Origin of the sequence: Candidatus Clostridium helianthi (genome assembly GCF_045310795.1) — a bacterium.
Lineage (GTDB): Bacteria > Bacillota > Clostridia > Clostridiales > Clostridiaceae > Clostridium > Clostridium helianthi.
Window position 1 is genome coordinate 21,840 of sequence record NZ_JBJIAB010000033.1, and the last position, 18,612, is coordinate 40,451.

The following is an 18,612-nucleotide window of genomic DNA, read 5'->3' on the forward strand; positions in this document are numbered from 1 at the left end:
ATCTCTCCTTTAATATTTTCTTGCATTTTTAAGTTGATTTTGACCATATTCAAAAGCTTCATTAACAGATTTTTTTTCTGATACTTCAGCTAATCCTACATGCCACCATGATTCATATCCATCAGTCATGGTTTTTGGTAAAACTTTAATATCAATTAAAGTAGAAATTTTTTGTTTTTTTGCATCACTCAATGCAACTTTTAATTCCTCTAAAGTCTTAGCTGTATATGTTTTCACTCCGTATCCACTTGCTGCCTTAGCAAAATCTATAGGAATTAAACCTCCATTAAGTTCTTCTGTGTCGTTATTTCTGTATCTAAACTCTGTAGCAAGATTCCCTATTCCATTAGACATTTGTAGATTATTAATACATCCAAATCCACAATTATCAAATAATAATACATTTATCTTCTTACCTTCTTGCAATGAAGTAATAAGTTCTGAATGTAACATTAAGTAACTTCCATCACCAACTAGTGAGTAAACTTCTTTGCTAGGTTCCGCAATTTTACACCCTAGACTTGCAGCTATTTCATATCCCATGCAGGAATACCCATATTCCATATGATATGAATTTCTAGAATCAGTTTCCCACATTCTTTGAAGATCCCCTGGCAAGCTTCCTGATGCACCGACTACAATCGCATTATCATCAATGCATTCTCTAATCAATCCTAGAGCTGATGTCTGGGTAATAATTCCACTAGTTAATTCTTTAAATTCTTCCAGACTTCTTTCATTTCTTGATTTTATAATTGGAGTGAAATCTTTTCCATATTTTATATTAATTAACCTATCCATCTCCTCTCTCCATGCTTGTTTTGCATTTTTAATCTCATCTTCATATGATGAAACATAATTTTCTTTTTCTAATAAATTACTAAGTTTCTCAATACAAGCTTTAGCATCACCAACTATCTTATTGGAATCCAATTTACTTGCATGAAATTTTGATAAATTTATTGTTATAAAATCTACTTCTGGATTTTTAAATAAAGATTTAGATGATGTCGTAAAATCTGAAAATCTTGTTCCTATTCCTATTACTAAATCTGCATCTCTAGCAATTGTATTAGCAGCCAAATTTCCTGTTACTCCTATTCCACCTAAATTCATATGGTGACTTCCTCTTACAGCACTTTTTCCTGCTTGCGTTTCTCCTATTGGAATATTAAACTTTTCTGCAAATCTTTCAAGTACTTCTCCAGCTTCTGAATATCTAACACCACCACCACAAATTATTATTGGTTTCTTTCTCTTAGTTATTAATTCAACACATTCTTTAAACTCTTCATCCACAGCTATCGGTCTTGTTATTTTATGAATACGTTTTTTAAAGAAATATTCTGGGAAGTCAAAACTTTCACCTTGAACATCTTGCGGTAATGCTATGCACACAGCTCCAGTATCTGATGGATCTGTAAGAACTCGCATTGCATTAATCATTGCAGACATTAATTGCTCTGGTCTAGAAACTCTATCCCAATACTTACATACTGGCTTAAATGCATCATTAGTTGTAATTCCCATATTATAAGATTGTTCAATTTGTTGAAGTACAGGATCTGGCTGTCTGCTAGCAAATGAATCTCCTGGAAACATAAGTAATGGAATATTATTAACTGTTGCAGTAGCTGCTGCTGTAACCATATTAGCTGCTCCTGGTCCTATTGATGTTGAGCATGCTATTATCTTTCTTCTATTATTTTGTTTAGCAAAAGCTGACGCAACATGTGCCATTCCTTGTTCGTTTCTTCCTTGATAAACTTTTAAGTTTCCTGGATCTTCATCAAGTGCTTGTCCAAGTCCTAAAACTATTCCATGCCCAAATATAGTAAAGATTCCATCAATAAATCGTTCCTCTTTCCCATCAAATAAAATGTATTGATTATTTAAAAATCTTACTAGTGCTTGAGCTGTTGTCATTTTAATAGAATTCATCTCTTTACCTCCCTTTACTCCTCAGGCCATATTTTAGCATTCTTATTCCAAAGCCATTTATGTTCATCTACATCTATTCTATCTGTCCAAGGATTATTTTCTAGATGCCTAATCATCCAACAATAATACATTGCATATCCTGGAGCAGATGTTTGTGGATGAACATCCCCTCCAATTATAGTTGCGAAACTATTATCTAGAATCTTGTATGCTTTATCTCCATTTAAGCACAATCCAAATCCTTGTGGTTTATCGAACTTATAAAAGTAAACTTCTGGTTGAGGATGGTAATGAGGAGGATAGCTTGACCACTTTCCTGGATATGTTATAACTTCTCCAATAACCATATTGGAATACGGTGCATTTTTATAATCAAATATTGTTCTTACCACTCTTCTAGCTGTACCATTCCAAGTCCCTTCTCCAAAGATTTCACTCTTACATTCACTTGGTGAATATAACTTTGGTTCAAAAAATCCCAAATTTTCAGTGCTTTGAATTAATATCTCACTATCTTCACTGGCTTCAACAGTAACTCCAACATTCTTAGGTACATGTAAGCACCATGGATCATCATCAAATACTGATTTTCTTTCAATAGACTTAGAATTTTCAAGCCAATTTATTTTCACTTGTCCTGTCAGAAGTAAAACAGCTATTTCCTTATCACTTTTTAGATATTCTCTTCTTTGATTTTTTTCTAATTTTTCTACCGTTACATCCATTAACATTTCTTCATTTTTACCATTAATTTGACATAATATATTTTCGCCATTTTCCAATCTATCCAAATTATAAACCATATTAACTCCTCCTCTTAAGCTCTAGCTACCATATCACCATATTCTTCTTTTTCTTCTTTTATAAAATTTCTTATTGCTTCCACTGTAGGCATATCTTGCGAGCAACTATGACTAGCCACTAACATTGCTGCTGATGCACTTCCAAATTCTAATGAATCTATAATGCTCCATCCTTCTAATAAACCATATAGGAATGCTGATGCATAAGCATCTCCACCACCAAATGATTTAAGTAGCTTAACCGGAAATGGCTTTATATTGTATGACTTTCCATCACTAGTATAAGCAGTAGATCCTTCTTTACCATGCTTAATTACTACTATTTTGTTTCCGTAATCTAACCATCTTTTCGCTGTTTCTTCATCTGAATTTTTCTCTCTAGTAATTAATTTTTCCATTAAATCAAATTCTTCTCGTGAGCCCATTATAATATCGCTTTGTTTTCCAGCAATCGAATAGTATATAGCTATTTCATCACTATTTTTCCAATTATAAGCTCTATAATCCACATCAAATATTACAACTGTATTATTCCTTTTAGCTAATTCCAGCGCTTTCAATGCTGCTTCTCTTGATGGACTTTTGGCAAGAGCTGTCCCTGATATCACTATTGCCTTAGTATTTTTTATATATTCCTCGTCTATTTCATCAACATTCAATTCTAAATCCGCAATTCCCTGTCTATACATTAATATACTACTCTCTGTTGGGCTTGCTATTTCAGTAAAAGTTAATCCTAACTTTTCTCCATTCTTTGAATACTTTATTTGAGATGTATCTATACCTTCATTATCGAAATAATTAACAACAAATTCTCCAAACTGATCCTTTGATACTTTGCCAATGAATCCAATCTTTTTACCTAATCTTGCAAGTCCAACTGCAATATTAGCTGGTGATCCTCCTAAATATTTTTTAAAAGTGCTACTTTCAGATAAAGGCTTGTTAATATCTATAGGATTAAAATCAATTGCGACTCTTCCTATAGGTACTATATCCATTTTTCTTGCTTTATCAAATTTAATATATTCCATTTATAGTTCCTCCTTATGCTTTATTTGAACTGCCAAATATTTCTATATGCTTTTTAACATTTTCGTAGGCAGCCTTAATCTCTGTTTCATGTAATTTAAAATAATCATAATCTTCTAATTTCTTGTTTAATTCTTTTACGCTTTCCTTAACTGAATTAAATGTAGCTGTTGCAATATTTATTTTTTTTATTCCCATTGTCGCACACTTTTTAAAATCCTCCGCTGATATTCCAGATCCTCCATGTAAAACCAACGGTATTGGTATGTTATTTTGTAAATTTTTAAGTACGTCAAACCTCAAATTAGGCTCTCCACTATATACTCCATGAGCGTTGCCTATTGCTACAGCCAAAGCATCTATTTCTGTATTTTCAAAAAACTTTTTAGCACTTTCTAACTTAGTGACTTGAATCTCTATTTCTTTACTTCCATCTTCACTGCCACCAACATGTCCAATTTCAGCTTCAACTGATGCATTATATAATTTTGCTATGCTTGATATTTTATTAGTTATTTTTATATTTTCTTCAATCTCTAAATGTGATCCATCGATCATTACTGATGTAAATCCTAAATCTAAAGCCTTCTTTACATTCTCAATTGTAGCTCCATGATCAAAATGTACTGCTACTGGCACTTTTGAATTTTCAGCAGCTTTTACCATCATTGGACCAATAAGTTCTAAAGGTGAATATTTTAATCTTACTTCAGCTATTTGAAGTATAATTGGAGATTTTAATTCTTCTGCTGCTTTTATAGCTCCCATAACCATTTCCATATTAGCAACGCTAAAACTTCCAACTGCATAATTTTCTTTTAAAGCACTTTTTAAAAGTCCCCTCATATCTACTAATGGCATTTCATTTACCTCCAGAGCGCTTTATATATAGAAACAATATCTTCATGTGTAATATTTTTAATTGTATTGCTTGGACTACCGCTTTCAATTGCATCATCAGCCATTTTATCTAAATTATCGAAAAACTTGTTCCGGTCTATTCCATACTCTTCTAATGAAGGTATTTGAAGCTCCTTACACAAACCGTTTACAGCATCAACAAATTTTTTTGAAGCAATTTCATCTGATGTTTCCTCATTAACAATTTTTATATTTCTAGCAAGTTCAGCAAATCTAGAGTAAGCACCGTCTAGTACAAATGTAAGACATTCCTTCAACAACATTGCATTAGATATTCCATGTGCCACATGAAATAATGCACCTATTGGTCTGCTCATTCCATGCACTATTGTTACAGATGAATTGTTAAAAGCAATTCCTCCTTCTAATGCTGCAATAGACATTTGAGTACGTGCTTGTTCATTTTTAGGATCTTTAAATGCTATAGGTAAATATTTAAATATTCTTTTTACAGCAGAAATTGCAAATACATCGGAAAGTGGTTGAGATTTTTTTGATGTATATGCTTCAATTGCATGTGTTAAAGCATCTATTCCTGTTGCTGCTGTAGTTTTTGCTGGAGCTGTCATTGTAAATATAGGATCTATTATCGCTAACGTCGGAAGTAATGAACTTCCCTTTATAAGCATCTTTACATCATTTTCTGTATCTGAGATTATCGTAAATTGAGTTGCTTCTGATCCAGTTCCTGCTGTAGTTGGTATTGCAACCACTTTAGGTAATTGATTTGTTATCTGCTTTCCCATATAGTCTGATATCTTTCCGCCATTACTAGTCATCATTGCAATGGCTTTCGCCGAATCTATTGGGCTTCCTCCTCCAATAGCTATAAGAAAATCGCAATTTTCTTTTTTAAATATTTCTCCCCCCTTTTCTACCATTAAATCAGTTGGCTCACCATTTATATCACTATATATTTTGTAGTGAATTTTCTCCTCCTCTAATATGTTAGTTAACATTTTTACGTTTCCTAAACTTACCATAACGCTATCAGTAACGATTAACGCTTTCTTCCCCAATAATTTTAGATATTCTTTACTATCGATGAGCGCTTTCCCTCCTGTTAATATTTTCTTCGGCATCATGAACTCATTTGACACTTTAGTCACCCCACTAACTTTTGATTAACTATTGATTACTTTCTGATTAACTTATTGTTACTTTATGATTTAATTATAAATATGTTTTTATCACTTGTCAATAATTACATATTGATTTTGTAACTTTTTTCTAAATCTAAAATTAAATTCTGTAATTGCTTTCACTTTTAAATTCTTTGGTTTATAATATTAAATTAATAATAGTAATTCTATTTTGACTTATAGGAGTGAATTTTAATGCGTTCTAAGAGAATTGATTTAATAGAAAAGTATATATATAAGCATAAAACTATCTCTATTGATAAACTATGCGAAGAATTTAAGATGTCAAAAAATACAATTCGTAGAGATATAGACACTTTAGTTAATAAAGGGATAATAAAAAAGGTTTATGGTGGAGTAACAATAAACAATAATAATAAGGAACTTTTGTCCTTCGAAGAAAGAACTATAAAAAATAATTTTGCCAAATCATCTATCGCCGAAAAAGCAGCACAATTTGTTGAAGATGGTGATTCTATTTTTATAGATTCAGGTACAACAACTTTTAATATGATTGAATATTTAAAAGACAAGAAAAACATTACTGTTTTTACAAATAACTTAAATGTTATAGTCCAAGCAATTCCATATGAAAATATTGAAATAATTTGTCTTTCTGGAAAACTAACTAGAAAAACATCTTCCTTTACTGGATTAACTGCTCCTGATATTTTATCAGCTTATAACTTAAATAAATGTTTCATGGCTTGTACTGGAATTTCACTCGAAAACGGTGTCACTAATACCTCTCCAGACGAGTATAAAATAAAAAAAGCAGCAGTATCTAAAAGTTCTAAATGTTTTTTATTAGCTGATACCTCAAAATTTGATGTTGTATCTTTGATGACATTTTGTGATATAAAAGATCTTGATTATGTTATAACAAATGATTCTCCTCCCGAAAAGTATACAGACTATTTTCATAATTATAATATTGAACTTATAGTAACTAACGAAAAATAGAGATAGCAGTTTTTACTCTGCTATCTCTTTCATAACTATTCTCATTATACATTTACAAAACCTTTATTACTTATTTCAGATATATCTTCAATTCATATAAATGCTGTTTAAATGCCCTCTTTTCATTAAAGCATTATATATCTTTCCACAAAAGCATTTATAGTAATACTCCATTTCAAAATAATTATCACTTATATACTTTGTAATCGTAATCTGCAAGAATCTTTCCATTTAAATTTTAGAAATTATTTCAATCAAATCATTTACTTTATAATTGGCTTCTGACTGATCTATGTAGTAATCTTTTGGTACCAAAGCTACAACTGTTAAACCTGCTGCTTTTGCTGCTCTAATTCCTAATGCTGAATCTTCTACTACTAGAACTTCTGTTTCCAATACTTCTAATGCTTCTATAGCTCTAATGTAGATCTCTGGATCTGGTTTACTTTGCGTGCACTCTTCACCACTAATTACAAAATCAATACAACTTGCAATTCCGCATTCTTCTGCCATCCTTAAAATTTCTTTTCTTTCTGAAGATGATGCAATAGCTATTTTTATATTTCTATCTTTTAATTTCCTAATCACTTCTTTAACTGAAGGATTCAATATTTCTTGAAAGCAAACTTCATGTTTCTTACAATACTTTGAATATTCTTCTTTTAAAATATTACGTTTTTCATCATCATCAGGCACTAACATTTCCCATATCATCCCGTTTGTTGACCCAATGAAATCTTCAATTTTTCTTGTATCTGGTTCTATTTTTAATTCATCAAAGAATTTCATCCTTCTTTTAAAATAAAAACTTTCAGTATTCACTAAAACTCCATCCATATCAAAAATTACTGCTTGTTTCAATTTCTTTCCTCCCAAATCTCCCAAATCAATCGCTCAATACAATATCAAAAATTAATCTAATTTCTAAATCTGATATCTTTATTGTATATTCCTTTTCAATTTCACTGAATGCATACCTTATAATATCTATCTTTCTTTTTTCTCTTTGTACAAATTCCTTAATGTCCTCCTGCATGTCAACATCTTCTTTTCTTAAAATTCTCTCTACCATACAGGATGCATGAAGATAAAGTAAGAACCTTTTATTATTAGACATCTTAAGCCCTAGTTTTTCTTCCATTTTATCAACTGCATCTTGTACAAAATTAAGTACTTTATTTACATCTAAAATTGTCAGCTTCTCAATTATTTTCTTTATAGAAAAATTAAATACTAAATCTTTTTTCAACTGCTCTTCATCTATATTAAAATTACACCTCAATATATTAATGAATGAATCAATATCTTCCCCACCAATCAAATGATCCAGTCCTATATATGGAATTCCTTCAACTTTTGGATCTACAGTTCCTACGATAGCTAGTACATCATACATTTGAAACGGCAATTCCTTTTGTTTATTTTGATACAGCTTATGATAATCATATGACATAATTACAAAAGAAGGATCCTCATGCTTTAGGCTCTTTTGTAATATATCTTGGATTTGAATCGCACTTCCCATACCTGTATAACAGCAGGTTAAAATAGCTTTTTTCTTTTTTTCAACTGGATAAACTAATTGTTTATTAATTTGTACATTCTTTAAAATCTGTTCATTAATTTCGATAATATTTTTATCTTGTAAAAGCATACTTCCAATTTCTAATACCAATGGTGTTGAGACAAAATCAATTAATAATAACGGACCTTTAATCTTCTTTTCCAAACGATTTCTAAGATCAAAAAGTGATCCCATATCAACTAGCAAAATAAGCCCATTTTCGGTACTGTTATTATCAATAAAATCTAATATTTTCTCTTCTATATGATCAATTGTAGTATCAATAGGCATATCAATAGCTTGGAAAAAGTTTTTCCTTAACATCCTATTAGCTACATTCGCCATACTACTTGCTGTAGAGTAGCCATGAGCTAAGACAATACTTTTAATTTCATTTTTCAGGCTCTGTATATTCATGCTTTTTAGATAGAATGAAATAAAAATTAAATCTTCGTCAAGAACCTGAAAGTCTAAGCGTTCACTCAAATGTGTAAGCATACGCCTGGAAAGCCATAAAATATTCTTCATATAACTTTCAATAAAGTTTATAATTTTGGGGCGGATACTATTCCAATCAGGGTGATTAATTAAAATTTCTTGTTCTTCCTTAAAATAAAGCAAATATGCTATTGAAAGAATTTTATTTCCATCCTGTTCAAAGCCATAATTTTCTTCCATATATTTAAAAGTAGATTTTATATTAAACGTTAATACAGAAAAAAAAGATTGATTGTTAGTAACTTCTGTATTAAATGTTAATTCATCAAGTAATAAATTCACATTTTTGACCATCTCTTTAGTATAATGATCAAACATAATTTCTCCGGACTCAACCTGTTTAAATCCTTCAACAAATTCAAAATATGTTTTTTTAATGTTTTTTTGTTCATCACTATTATTATTCAATAGTTCTGGGTGCAGGTAATCATAAACCCTATCCTGATATCTACTTGATATTTGATGATATAAACTCTCCTTTAGTTGATTTTCATTTCCAATCGGTAAATCTCCAATGCGAACTTTAATAATCTCTTGATCTTTCCTCTTAGCATAGCTGCTTCCACAACTGTATTTTACAATATTTTTAATTTTCCCTACATTTCCTTCATAATTACTAAAAAGCAAAAAGGAAATTACCTGCTTTGTAACCTTAATAGTGCGTTTCAAGATTTCACTTTCTTTTAAAAAGAAACTATCTATTAGGTGAATTTTTTCTTGTTGAGGTCTTTCTGCAAAACTTGGAATATTAACAATAACGGGAAGTCTTCTAATGAAAGTAGGTAAGAAAGTAGATTGGATAGATTCTGTAGTTGCAAAAATTAACCGTACCTTTGCTTCCTTTTTTATGCTATTATCACCAATAGGAGAATACTCATTTGAATCCATAAATGTAAAAAGCTTTTCTTGACCTTCTTCTGTTAGTCTATGCACTTCATCAAGAAATAAAACCCCACCATCAGCACTTTCAAGAAGTCCCTTTTTATCTTTATCTGCTCCTGTAAATGCCCCTTTTGTATAACCAAATAATAAACTTGATAACAATTCTGGATTATGATAATATTGAGCACAATTTAAAGAAATAAATGAAGACTTGGGATTTATTAATTTTTCTTCCAAGCAATAATCATAAATACATTTTGCCAGATATGTTTTTCCCGAACCACTTGAACCTAAAAGCATTATAGGAAGACCATTTTCAGGATAAAGCACTGCTGTCTTTATTTGTTCAATCTGTTCTTTTAAGCTTCCTTTTGCCCCAATTACACTACTCCATATATCTGTTTTTTTAACGTTTGAATTTTCTTTCCATAATTCATCTAAAGTATTATATTCATCCTGTGCTGGGGTAAAATATAATTTCGAGAAAGTTTCTTTATATAAAAAGATTACTGGATATTCTTTAATTTTTATAATCCTGCCTTGTTTTACTTCTTTGTTAAGATAACTACTTACTGTACTTCTACTAAGCTCTACTTTTTCAGCAATTGAATTGGCTGAAAATTCTTTTATATTATCTTTAGAAAATTCCTTGGTAGCCTCTTTTAAATAATTAGATATATCTATTGCCATTCTGAATGCCCCCTTAGTTAATAAAAGTTAACCTTATTATTTTATAACATACATTTAGAATAAGGCATATGAAAAAATAATAATTCCAAAATATTATGCATACTTTTGATAAAAATGTACTACTCCCTATAGTAGTAGGCCTCTTAAGATGATTCCCTACACAGGATAGCTAAAAATGGAATAAAATATATTTATTATTTTTAAATTTGCCTAAAGCAAAGAAATCGAAAAATATTCGATTTCCTTACCCGAGTCATTTTTTTGTATTTAGGATTATAAGTAGAACCTGATAACATACGTTTAACGTAAACTTTATTTTAATATTCTAATTTCCACATATATCTTCTTTTAGTTAGTGGATGCTGACGTGCATAAGAAAGTTCTTCAGCATATACACGGAATACTGCTGTAATTAACATTGGATTAAAATAATCAATAACTGTTTTTGGGATAACTGAAGATAATCCATAATCCAAAGCATCAACAACTGTTGTTTTCGCTTCAAAACGCTTTAAGAATGTTAATGCACGGGCATCGATTGGACGAGTGCTTCCCTCATTCATTAACAAAATAAATGGTACATCTTTATCTACTATTTCAAATGGTCCATGGAAAAACTCTCCCGAATGGAAACTTCCTGAATTAATCCATTGCATTTCCATCATTAAACAAATTGATGTTGAATAAGCAACTTCAGCTGTTGCACCACTACTCATTAAGTAAATCATTGAATCATTTTTATAAGCTTCAGCAAATCTCTTTGCATCTGCTATCGCTGATTTTGCCGCTGAATCTGCTAAATCATATATCTTGCTGAAAGCAACCTGTGCATCTTCATAATCTTTATATCCTTCATATTGCTCTAATATTTCCACTGCAAGTTCAAGCGCATAACCCATCTTTTCTAATTTTGCACCATAGCTTTCAGCAAATCTATGACAGATAACATAATCAGCATCTTTTGTAAGAGCCGAATTCTCTGCACGAGTTAATGAGATTACATGTGCACCATATTCTTTAGCCTTAGCATTAGCTTGTACTGTTTCAGGAGTACTACCGCCAAGTGAAGCGGATATAACAATTGCAGTTTTATCTAATGAAGCTATTGTACCATAATTGAATTCGTTAGCAGTATAGTGACTAACACGTAGATTTTTCGAATTATTTTCTAAAAAATATTTTGCTGGATATAATTCTGCTTTTGAAGCTCCACATCCTACAAATATAACACTTCTAATTTCTTCTTGTTTTTCTTTTATTTCTTTTATAATTTGTTTTGGATTCATAATAAATCCCTCCTATATTTTTATTTTATATATATTTACATCCTTTTACGGAATGTTTTCAATTTATTTAAAAATACCTAAAATACTCAATAATATTCCACCTAGAATACAAATCGCAAGCATCCATCCTGTTGATACTTTCTTTCTTAATAACCAATACATAAAGAATGTTACTCCAAGTGGTATACTCTGTGGTATTATCCCATTTAATACATCTTGTAAAACAAATTTTTCACCAAACTGCACTGGAGTTGTAATTCCAATCATACTGGCCATCATAGATCCAATAACCATAAGTCCAACAATAGAACAAATGTACATTACTTTATCCATGAGCCCTTCATTATAGAGCTTTGTTAAATATTTATTTCCCATTGAATAACCAATTTTCCCACCATAATACGTAACAAGAAATGATGGAATAAATGAAATAATTATTGCTAATATTGGTCCTAAAATACTACCTTGTTGCGCTAAATTAATACCTAATCCAAAAGCCAATATACGTACAGTTCCTTGAAAGAAAGAGTCTCCTACTCCAGATAATGGTCCCATTAATGAAGTTTTCATAGCATTAATCGATTCAGGATTAAAATTTTCTTTGTCTTCATAGTATTGTTCTTCCATTGAAGCACTTAATCCTAAAACAAAAGCATTTGTTTGAGGTGTACAATTATAAAAATTCATATGGCGTTTATAAGCTTCTTTTTTTAATTCATCATCCTTAGGATCTTTATATATGTTGTCTAAAATAGGAGCAATTCCATATAAAAAGCCCATATTCATTTGTCTTTCATAGTTCCATGAAGCTTGAATCGCCCAAGAACGCCATAGAAATTTCATATACTTCCATTTATTTGGATCATTTTGTTTTTGTATATTTTGCATTTTTATACCTCCCATCAATCTAAAATATCTAATTCATCAACTATCTTCTCATTTTTAAATTTAAATTCAGCCAAAACAAATGCTACAATACAAGCCGAAATAGCAACACCAGTCACACTTAAATTAGAATATGCTGTAATGAAAAATCCTCCTAATAAAAATGGAAGCATTTTTGTTGACAGCATAGTGCTAAGCAATAAAGCAAATCCATAAGCTGTTAGAATTTTACTTGATAAATTTAGACCATTTGTAATCCATGACGGAATGACTTCTACAATATTTTTTACTAAATCTGTTCCAAAATAAATTGCTAAAAATATTGGTACAAAATACATTAGTGAATACAAAAATGTTCCCCAAACAATATGAATATTACAGGCTTTTTTATATTCCCCATTTTCAATTAACGAGTCGGCTTTATGAGTTAAGTTTGCAAGAATAGTTCTCATTAAAACTCCAAGCATTTGTCCAAGCACCGCAATTGGAATCGCAATAGTTAGTGCTGCCTCTGAATCCGCATTTGATAAAATAGCAAACGATGTAGCAATAATGGATGCCATATTCATATCTGGTGGTGCTGCCGCTCCTATGTTTACTAATCCTAAAGAAATTAATTCAAGAGCAGCTCCAACCATTAATCCTTTTTGAATATCTCCTAAAACAAGCCCTACAAGCGTACTAACTATTAACGGTCTTTCTAAATTCATTCTGCCTAAAAGTCTAGAGTCTAAAATACAAATAACACCAATGAAACCTAATAATATTGATTTAATTAACATTCTTGATCCTCCTTTTTATATTTTAGAAGTTAAATCTTCTCTCTTTGAAGTAGGAACTTGTTGCATATATAGGTTAATCCCCATTGCTTTCAGCTTTTTGGTATCTTCTAATTCTTCTGGATTTAGGAAAATAGCATTACTATATTGCTTTGAATTTTCTTTATTTGCAATTCCCCCATAATTAATTTCTTTAATACTAGAGCAGCTTTTGCAGAACTCTAATGCTTCCTTAGTACCTCTAAAAACAATCATAATATTATCTTTTAATTGTTCAACTTTAGACATTCTCGCTAATATGTCGTTTACCGAAAATATATTTAAAGTTACTCCAACTGGTTTTGATAAGTTTAGCGAAACTTTTTTCATTTCATCATTTGCAGTTTCATCATCTACAACAATAATTCTTGAAATCCCTAAACTTTTTGTCCATGAAAAAACTACTTGTCCATGTAATAAACGGTGATCGATTCTTACCAATTTAATCATAAATCTTCCTCCTTTATATTTTTACATTCATTAAGCAATTTATTGCAGTCAACTATTCCCTGCTGGCTTTCTTCAATAATCTGCTGCAATAGACTTTCAGAAATTTCATTTGCTTGAGTAGCAACTGAAATAATTATAGGTAAATTCATTCCTGAAATAACATGTATTTTAGGATATTCTTTTATTAAAGACATCATTTCTGTATTAACGCTTCCGCCAAGAATATCTGTGAAAATAAATATATCTGCTTCAATGTATTTTTCTCTTACTATTTTTTCTACTGTTTCCCTAACGTTTACTTCTTCGTTTCTATAAGATGAAAAAGCTTCAACCGTAGATACATCTCCAATTATCATACCCAAAGTATCCTTCATTCCCTTTGCCAGATCACCATGACTAGCTAAAATAATTTGTATCATTAAGATTCACCTCCATTCTATGTAATTATTATCAGCAATAATCATGCCAAAAAACAGTTTGTATTCAAAAACATACCAAATTAGTCATTTCTATATACATTAGTAAATAAAATCAACAGTTAAAAAAAGATTAATTGAAGTGTTTGGGCAAAGTGTTGAAAAAAATAAGCTTAATGAAAAGTGTAATTCACTTTTCATTAAGCTTATTTTTTTCTATTTAATTTTTGAAATTCTATTTTAACTCCATCAATTATAATTGTAATAAAAGTAATTATATCTTATTTAATACTTACGGTCCTGAATTCAATCCTATCACTTCTATGATGTGCTGTTGAAAATTCAAAAGGCTGGCCATTGTCTAAAAAACCCACCTGCTCCACTTCCAATATTGGAAAGTTATTTTCTATTTCTAGATATTCCTGTTCCAACTCATTTGGTAAAATAGCTCGAATAATCCTATGAGCACTTTTTATTTTAAGTTTAAGATTTTTTTCAATGTAACCATAAACTGAACTCGTTAAAATATCGTTTTTTATGCCAGGTATAAGGCCTATTGGCATATATGTATACTCAATTACATATGGACTATCATCCGCGTATCTAGTTCTTATTACATAATAAACAAAATCATCAGTAGTAATCTTTAGCTTAGTTGCAATTTCTTCCGTTGGGTGAATTACTTCGAATTTTACAATTTTAGATGTTACTTTTCTATCCTTATGAGCTTCTGAAAATCCTTCAAATTGTTTTGCTAGACTTAATTCCTGAACCCCCTCTTCATCAAGAGCTTTTACAAATGTTCCAGAACCTCTCCGCTTTATTACTAACCCTTGAATTACTAGCTCATCAACAGCTTTTTTTATTGTTATTCTACTAACCCCATAATATTCACACATTTCTTTTTCTAAAGGCAACTGTTCATTAGGATTATATTCACCATTCAATATTCTATTTCTTATGTCTTCAGCAATTTCCTCATATTTTGCCATTATATTCACCTTTCTCCTTACAGTATAACTTATATACATGTTTATCATATCATTTATATATTAATTATATCATTTCTATACATTATTAAACACTTAAATTAAGTTTAATTATACAAATTATAAGGCAATTATATATGTTCAATAAAATAATATTTACATATATAAATTATTAGTATCTTTATTCAATTAAAATCTACTGTTTATAATGACTTTACTAGTTGTGTTAAGCACATCTAGTAAAAAAATCCCTGAACATCATAACTCTAACACACAATTCATATTAAAATATGATATAAATTGTACAAAAAAAGAAATCATTCTTGATTTCCTTCAAAATAATAAAAACTATATTAAAAAACTCACCGTTATTTTAATATAGTTTAAAATCTTAATTTCACCTATTTTACAATTACTTAATTGCATTTGCCATTTCTTCATCTATTATTACTGTTACATCTTTATGCATGTGTAATACAGTTGCTGGATTATGAGTTGTAATATTTCCTTTAAATAATCCTTTTATTGCTTCTGCTTTATCTTGACCTCTTACTAACAATACTATTTTTCTAGCTTTCATTATTTGACCAAGACCCATAGATAACGCCTTTGTAGGTACTTCATCTATAGATTTGAAAAATCTAGAATTTGCCTCTATTGTAGTTTTAGTTAAACCTGTTACATGAGTTTCTGCTATTAAAAAATCATCTGGTTCATTGAATGCAATATGGCCATTAGCACCTATTCCAAGGATTTGTATATCAATGCCACCTAATTCATCCACTTTTTTATCATAATTCTTAGCTTCTTCATCAAGATTTTCTGCTAAGCCATTTGGAACAAATGTATTTGCTTTATTTATATTAACATGATTAAATAACTTTTCATTCATAAAATATCTGTAGCTTTGAGGATCTTCTCCTCCAAGTCCAACATATTCATCTAAGTTTACTGTTTTTATATTAGAAAAATCTATTTCTTTATTTCTGTTCATTTCTATAAGCTTTTTATATAAACCTTCAGGAGTACTTCCTGTAGCTAGTCCTAGGACAGCATTTGTTTTCTCAGAAATTACCTCCTTAAATATTTTAGCTGCAACTTCACTCATTTCTTCATAATCTTTAACTACTAGTAACTTCATTATTATTACGCTCCTTTGATGTTAATTTTTTAAACAAACCCTGTATCTATATTTATCTCCTCTAGCTATTGTTATGGTATATTCAACAATCTCATTTTGCTCATATGCTATTCTTTCAAACTTTAATCCTGCCTGCCCTTGAGGTATTTCTAAATAAACACTTTCTAATTTATTTATCAAAACACTTTCTATTACTTCTTCAGCAGATGTAATGTTAATATTAAAAGTATTTCTTAATATCTCATATAATGGATTTTTTTCTATCATATCCTTAGTAAGCTGCTTAAATCTTTCATACGGCAAATAAGTCATTTCATATATCATGGGAATGTTATCCGCAATCCTTATTCTCGAGATTTTATATACAAGCTCGTTCTTTTCTATATTTAATTTTTTAGACACTTTGCTGTTGGCTTCCATTATTTCAAAATTTAATAATTTAGAAGTCGGATTTTTTCCACGTTTTTTCATTTCCTCAGTAAAAGATGATACCTTTATTAAATCTTGTTCTACAACTCTTGGCGAAATGAAATTTCCTTTTCCTTGAACTTTATAAATATAATTATTTTTTTCCAACTCATCTAATGCTTCTCTTACTGTAGTTCTGCTAACAGCATATTTTTTGCATATTTCTCTTTCGGAGTCCAATTTTTCATTTTCTTCCATGCTGCTTTCTATTTTTTCAATGAGAATATTCATTAGTTGAACATACAAAGGAATATTAGAATTTTTATTTATCGTACTCATAAGTGCACCTCTTTTAGTTCTAGTAGTTTTCCCAACAATTATACTATTCTTGTACACAAAAGAAAATATAAATCAAATAATTTAAAATTTCCTATAAATGCTTCTTTTAAGTACTTTCAATTCTATAATCCCTTAAATAATTAATACTTTTCAAGTGGTAATTACCACTACAAGAATTATAATTTATTCTTTTAATTCTGTCAACATACACTTGAAAAATTCTTTATACATGCTATATACTGAATATATAAACTGATAATGTCCACTTACTATAATATATGAAATTTGACTTAAAAGGAGAAGAAATATGTTAATAAGAAATTGTAATATAATTTACCTAGACAAGATAGAACAAGGCTCAATTCTAGTTGAAGATGGGAAAATTAAAGAGATAAATCCGTCTAATATAGATACAGATAGCATTTTAGATGCGAATGGTCTATATGTTTCACCTGGTTTTATTGATGTTCATATACACGGCGCAGGAGGCTCAGATACAATGGATGGTACCAGTGAATCAGTCAATACCATTTCTAAAACTATAATTAAACACGGAACAACTTCTTTCACTCCTACAACTATGACTGTTGCTGTGGACGATATAAGAAAATCTTTAGATGCAATTAAAAAGGTAAAAGAAAAAGGTTCAGACGGTGCTCATATCCTTGGAGTGCACTTAGAAGGTCCGTTTGTAAGTCCGAAAGCAATTGGTGCTCAAAATCCCAACTATATTTTGATGCCCTCTATTTCAGCTTACAATGATATAGTTAAGGATTACGAGGATATTATTATATCTATAACATTAGCTCCAGAGGTTGAAGGTGCTAAAGAACTTATTAAGTATTTATCCTCAATTGGAATAGTCTGCTCCTTAGGACATAGTAGTGCTACTTATGAAGAGGCTATGGAAGCTATTGAATGTGGTGCTTGCCATGCAACTCATCTTTTTAATGCTATGACTCCTTTAACTCACAGAAATCCAGGAGTAGTAGGAGCTGTATTTGACAGTGATATAACAACTGAAACTATTTCAGATGGAATTCATATTTCATACCCAGCTTTAAGAATTGCTTACAAACAAAAAGGTACTGATAATGTTTTATTAATCTCTGATGCTATGATGGCTTGCTGCATGCCTAATGGTAACTACTCCTTAGGAGGGCAAGATGTTATTGTTAATGATGGTGAGGCACGCTTAAAAAATGGTGCTTTAGCTGGTTCTGTTCTCACTCTTGATAAAGCGGTAAAAAATGTATACAAAAACTCTAATTTACCACTTTATGAAGTAATAAAAATGGCATCTTATAATGGTGCTAAACATTGTAAAGTTGAGGATCGAAAAGGCCAAATCAAGGAAGGCTATGATGCAGATTTGATATTCTTTGATGATGATATAAATATAAAAAAGGTATTAGTTTTAGGTAAGGAAGTATATTCAGAATAA

At 30.2% G+C, this 18,612-nt stretch carries 17 protein-coding genes; 2 read left to right on the forward strand and 15 right to left on the reverse strand.

Annotation, left to right across the window (positions count from 1 at the left end; translation table 11 throughout):
- Nucleotides 1-9: 9 nt before the first annotated feature.
- From iolD to ACJDTP_RS20230, 5 genes are read right to left on the reverse strand one after another with little or no spacing between them, the layout of a single operon-like run.
- A complete protein-coding gene (iolD, locus tag ACJDTP_RS20210) occupies nucleotides 10-1,941 on the reverse strand; it encodes a 3D-(3,5/4)-trihydroxycyclohexane-1,2-dione acylhydrolase (decyclizing) (protein WP_406762232.1) in 1,932 nt (643 codons plus the stop codon).
- Nucleotides 1,942-1,955: 14 nt separating this feature from the next.
- The gene (locus ACJDTP_RS20215) at nucleotides 1,956-2,744 is read right to left on the reverse strand and encodes a 5-deoxy-glucuronate isomerase (protein ID WP_406762233.1); all 789 of its coding nucleotides are present in this window, start codon (nucleotides 2,742-2,744) and stop codon (nucleotides 1,956-1,958) included.
- A gap of 14 nt (nucleotides 2,745-2,758) precedes the next feature.
- A complete protein-coding gene (gene iolC / locus ACJDTP_RS20220) occupies nucleotides 2,759-3,778 on the reverse strand; it encodes a 5-dehydro-2-deoxygluconokinase (protein WP_171772695.1) in 1,020 nt (339 codons plus the stop codon).
- Between the two features lie 13 nt (nucleotides 3,779-3,791).
- Complete coding sequence (locus tag ACJDTP_RS20225; RefSeq protein ID WP_171772696.1) at nucleotides 3,792-4,637, reverse strand: class II fructose-bisphosphate aldolase; 846 nt, start codon at nucleotides 4,635-4,637, stop codon at nucleotides 3,792-3,794.
- A gap of 5 nt (nucleotides 4,638-4,642) precedes the next feature.
- The gene (locus ACJDTP_RS20230; protein ID WP_406762234.1) at nucleotides 4,643-5,797 is read right to left on the reverse strand and encodes an iron-containing alcohol dehydrogenase; all 1,155 of its coding nucleotides are present in this window, start codon (nucleotides 5,795-5,797) and stop codon (nucleotides 4,643-4,645) included.
- A 237-nt stretch (nucleotides 5,798-6,034) separates the two neighbouring features.
- On the opposite strand from ACJDTP_RS20230, the gene ACJDTP_RS20235 reads away from it, so the two are divergent.
- A complete protein-coding gene (locus ACJDTP_RS20235; RefSeq protein ID WP_406762235.1) occupies nucleotides 6,035-6,802 on the forward strand; it encodes a DeoR/GlpR family DNA-binding transcription regulator in 768 nt (255 codons plus the stop codon).
- Nucleotides 6,803-7,033: 231 nt separating this feature from the next.
- Here ACJDTP_RS20235 and ACJDTP_RS20240 read toward each other — a convergent pair whose 3' ends face one another.
- The 10 genes from ACJDTP_RS20240 to ACJDTP_RS20285 form a co-directional block, all read right to left on the reverse strand.
- Entirely contained in the window at nucleotides 7,034-7,663 is a 630-nt protein-coding gene (locus tag ACJDTP_RS20240) for an HAD family hydrolase (protein WP_406762236.1), read from the reverse strand.
- 25 nt (nucleotides 7,664-7,688) lie between these two features.
- Nucleotides 7,689-10,436, reverse strand: coding sequence for a sigma 54-interacting transcriptional regulator (locus tag ACJDTP_RS20245; protein ID WP_279269065.1), 2,748 nt, complete (start codon nucleotides 10,434-10,436; stop codon nucleotides 7,689-7,691).
- Between the two features lie 317 nt (nucleotides 10,437-10,753).
- Nucleotides 10,754-11,722, reverse strand: coding sequence for an SIS domain-containing protein (locus tag ACJDTP_RS20250; RefSeq protein WP_078114430.1), 969 nt, complete (start codon nucleotides 11,720-11,722; stop codon nucleotides 10,754-10,756).
- A gap of 63 nt (nucleotides 11,723-11,785) precedes the next feature.
- Nucleotides 11,786-12,610 (reverse strand): PTS system mannose/fructose/sorbose family transporter subunit IID, encoded by an 825-nt coding sequence (locus ACJDTP_RS20255; protein ID WP_035790017.1) that lies wholly within the window; start codon nucleotides 12,608-12,610, stop codon nucleotides 11,786-11,788.
- A gap of 14 nt (nucleotides 12,611-12,624) precedes the next feature.
- The gene (locus ACJDTP_RS20260; protein WP_012060714.1) at nucleotides 12,625-13,389 is read right to left on the reverse strand and encodes a PTS mannose/fructose/sorbose/N-acetylgalactosamine transporter subunit IIC; all 765 of its coding nucleotides are present in this window, start codon (nucleotides 13,387-13,389) and stop codon (nucleotides 12,625-12,627) included.
- A gap of 15 nt (nucleotides 13,390-13,404) precedes the next feature.
- A complete protein-coding gene (locus ACJDTP_RS20265) occupies nucleotides 13,405-13,875 on the reverse strand; it encodes a PTS sugar transporter subunit IIB (RefSeq protein ID WP_012060715.1) in 471 nt (156 codons plus the stop codon).
- Nucleotides 13,872-14,294 carry a PTS sugar transporter subunit IIA gene (locus tag ACJDTP_RS20270; protein WP_406762237.1) on the reverse strand — a complete coding sequence of 141 codons (423 nt, stop codon included), beginning with the start codon at nucleotides 14,292-14,294 and terminating at the stop codon, nucleotides 13,872-13,874. The genes ACJDTP_RS20265 and ACJDTP_RS20270 overlap by 4 nt, the downstream gene beginning before the upstream one ends.
- 278 nt (nucleotides 14,295-14,572) lie before the next feature.
- Nucleotides 14,573-15,283 (reverse strand): GntR family transcriptional regulator, encoded by a 711-nt coding sequence (locus tag ACJDTP_RS20275; protein ID WP_077843848.1) that lies wholly within the window; start codon nucleotides 15,281-15,283, stop codon nucleotides 14,573-14,575.
- Nucleotides 15,284-15,692: 409 nt separating this feature from the next.
- On the reverse strand, nucleotides 15,693-16,421 hold the full coding sequence (nagB, locus tag ACJDTP_RS20280; protein ID WP_406762238.1) for a glucosamine-6-phosphate deaminase: 729 nt from the start codon (nucleotides 16,419-16,421) through the stop codon (nucleotides 15,693-15,695).
- Nucleotides 16,422-16,442: 21 nt separating this feature from the next.
- Nucleotides 16,443-17,168, reverse strand: coding sequence for a GntR family transcriptional regulator (locus ACJDTP_RS20285; RefSeq protein WP_078114428.1), 726 nt, complete (start codon nucleotides 17,166-17,168; stop codon nucleotides 16,443-16,445).
- A gap of 307 nt (nucleotides 17,169-17,475) precedes the next feature.
- Here ACJDTP_RS20285 and nagA point away from each other — a divergent pair, with 307 nt between their 5' ends.
- Nucleotides 17,476-18,612, forward strand: coding sequence for an N-acetylglucosamine-6-phosphate deacetylase (nagA, locus tag ACJDTP_RS20290; RefSeq protein WP_406762239.1), 1,137 nt, complete (start codon nucleotides 17,476-17,478; stop codon nucleotides 18,610-18,612).

What these genes read in the sequence shown, in the direction of transcription:
- iolD (WP_406762232.1), bottom strand. Translation starts at nt 1,941, where the DNA reads ATGAATTCTATTAAAATGACAACAGCTCAAGCACTAGTAAGATTTTTA.
- ACJDTP_RS20215 (WP_406762233.1), bottom strand. Translation starts at nt 2,744, where the DNA reads ATGGTTTATAATTTGGATAGATTGGAAAATGGCGAAAATATATTATGT.
- iolC (WP_171772695.1), bottom strand. Translation starts at nt 3,778, where the DNA reads ATGGAATATATTAAATTTGATAAAGCAAGAAAAATGGATATAGTACCT.
- ACJDTP_RS20225 (WP_171772696.1), bottom strand. Translation starts at nt 4,637, where the DNA reads ATGCCATTAGTAGATATGAGGGGACTTTTAAAAAGTGCTTTAAAAGAA.
- ACJDTP_RS20235 (WP_406762235.1), top strand. Translation starts at nt 6,035, where the DNA reads ATGCGTTCTAAGAGAATTGATTTAATAGAAAAGTATATATATAAGCAT.
- ACJDTP_RS20245 (WP_279269065.1), bottom strand. Translation starts at nt 10,436, where the DNA reads ATGGCAATAGATATATCTAATTATTTAAAAGAGGCTACCAAGGAATTT.
- ACJDTP_RS20250 (WP_078114430.1), bottom strand. Translation starts at nt 11,722, where the DNA reads ATGAATCCAAAACAAATTATAAAAGAAATAAAAGAAAAACAAGAAGAA.
- ACJDTP_RS20255 (WP_035790017.1), bottom strand. Translation starts at nt 12,610, where the DNA reads ATGCAAAATATACAAAAACAAAATGATCCAAATAAATGGAAGTATATG.
- ACJDTP_RS20260 (WP_012060714.1), bottom strand. Translation starts at nt 13,389, where the DNA reads ATGTTAATTAAATCAATATTATTAGGTTTCATTGGTGTTATTTGTATT.
- ACJDTP_RS20265 (WP_012060715.1), bottom strand. Translation starts at nt 13,875, where the DNA reads ATGATTAAATTGGTAAGAATCGATCACCGTTTATTACATGGACAAGTA.
- ACJDTP_RS20270 (WP_406762237.1), bottom strand. Translation starts at nt 14,294, where the DNA reads ATGATACAAATTATTTTAGCTAGTCATGGTGATCTGGCAAAGGGAATG.
- ACJDTP_RS20275 (WP_077843848.1), bottom strand. Translation starts at nt 15,283, where the DNA reads ATGGCAAAATATGAGGAAATTGCTGAAGACATAAGAAATAGAATATTG.
- nagB (WP_406762238.1), bottom strand. Translation starts at nt 16,421, where the DNA reads ATGAAGTTACTAGTAGTTAAAGATTATGAAGAAATGAGTGAAGTTGCA.
- ACJDTP_RS20285 (WP_078114428.1), bottom strand. Translation starts at nt 17,168, where the DNA reads ATGAGTACGATAAATAAAAATTCTAATATTCCTTTGTATGTTCAACTA.
- nagA (WP_406762239.1), top strand. Translation starts at nt 17,476, where the DNA reads ATGTTAATAAGAAATTGTAATATAATTTACCTAGACAAGATAGAACAA.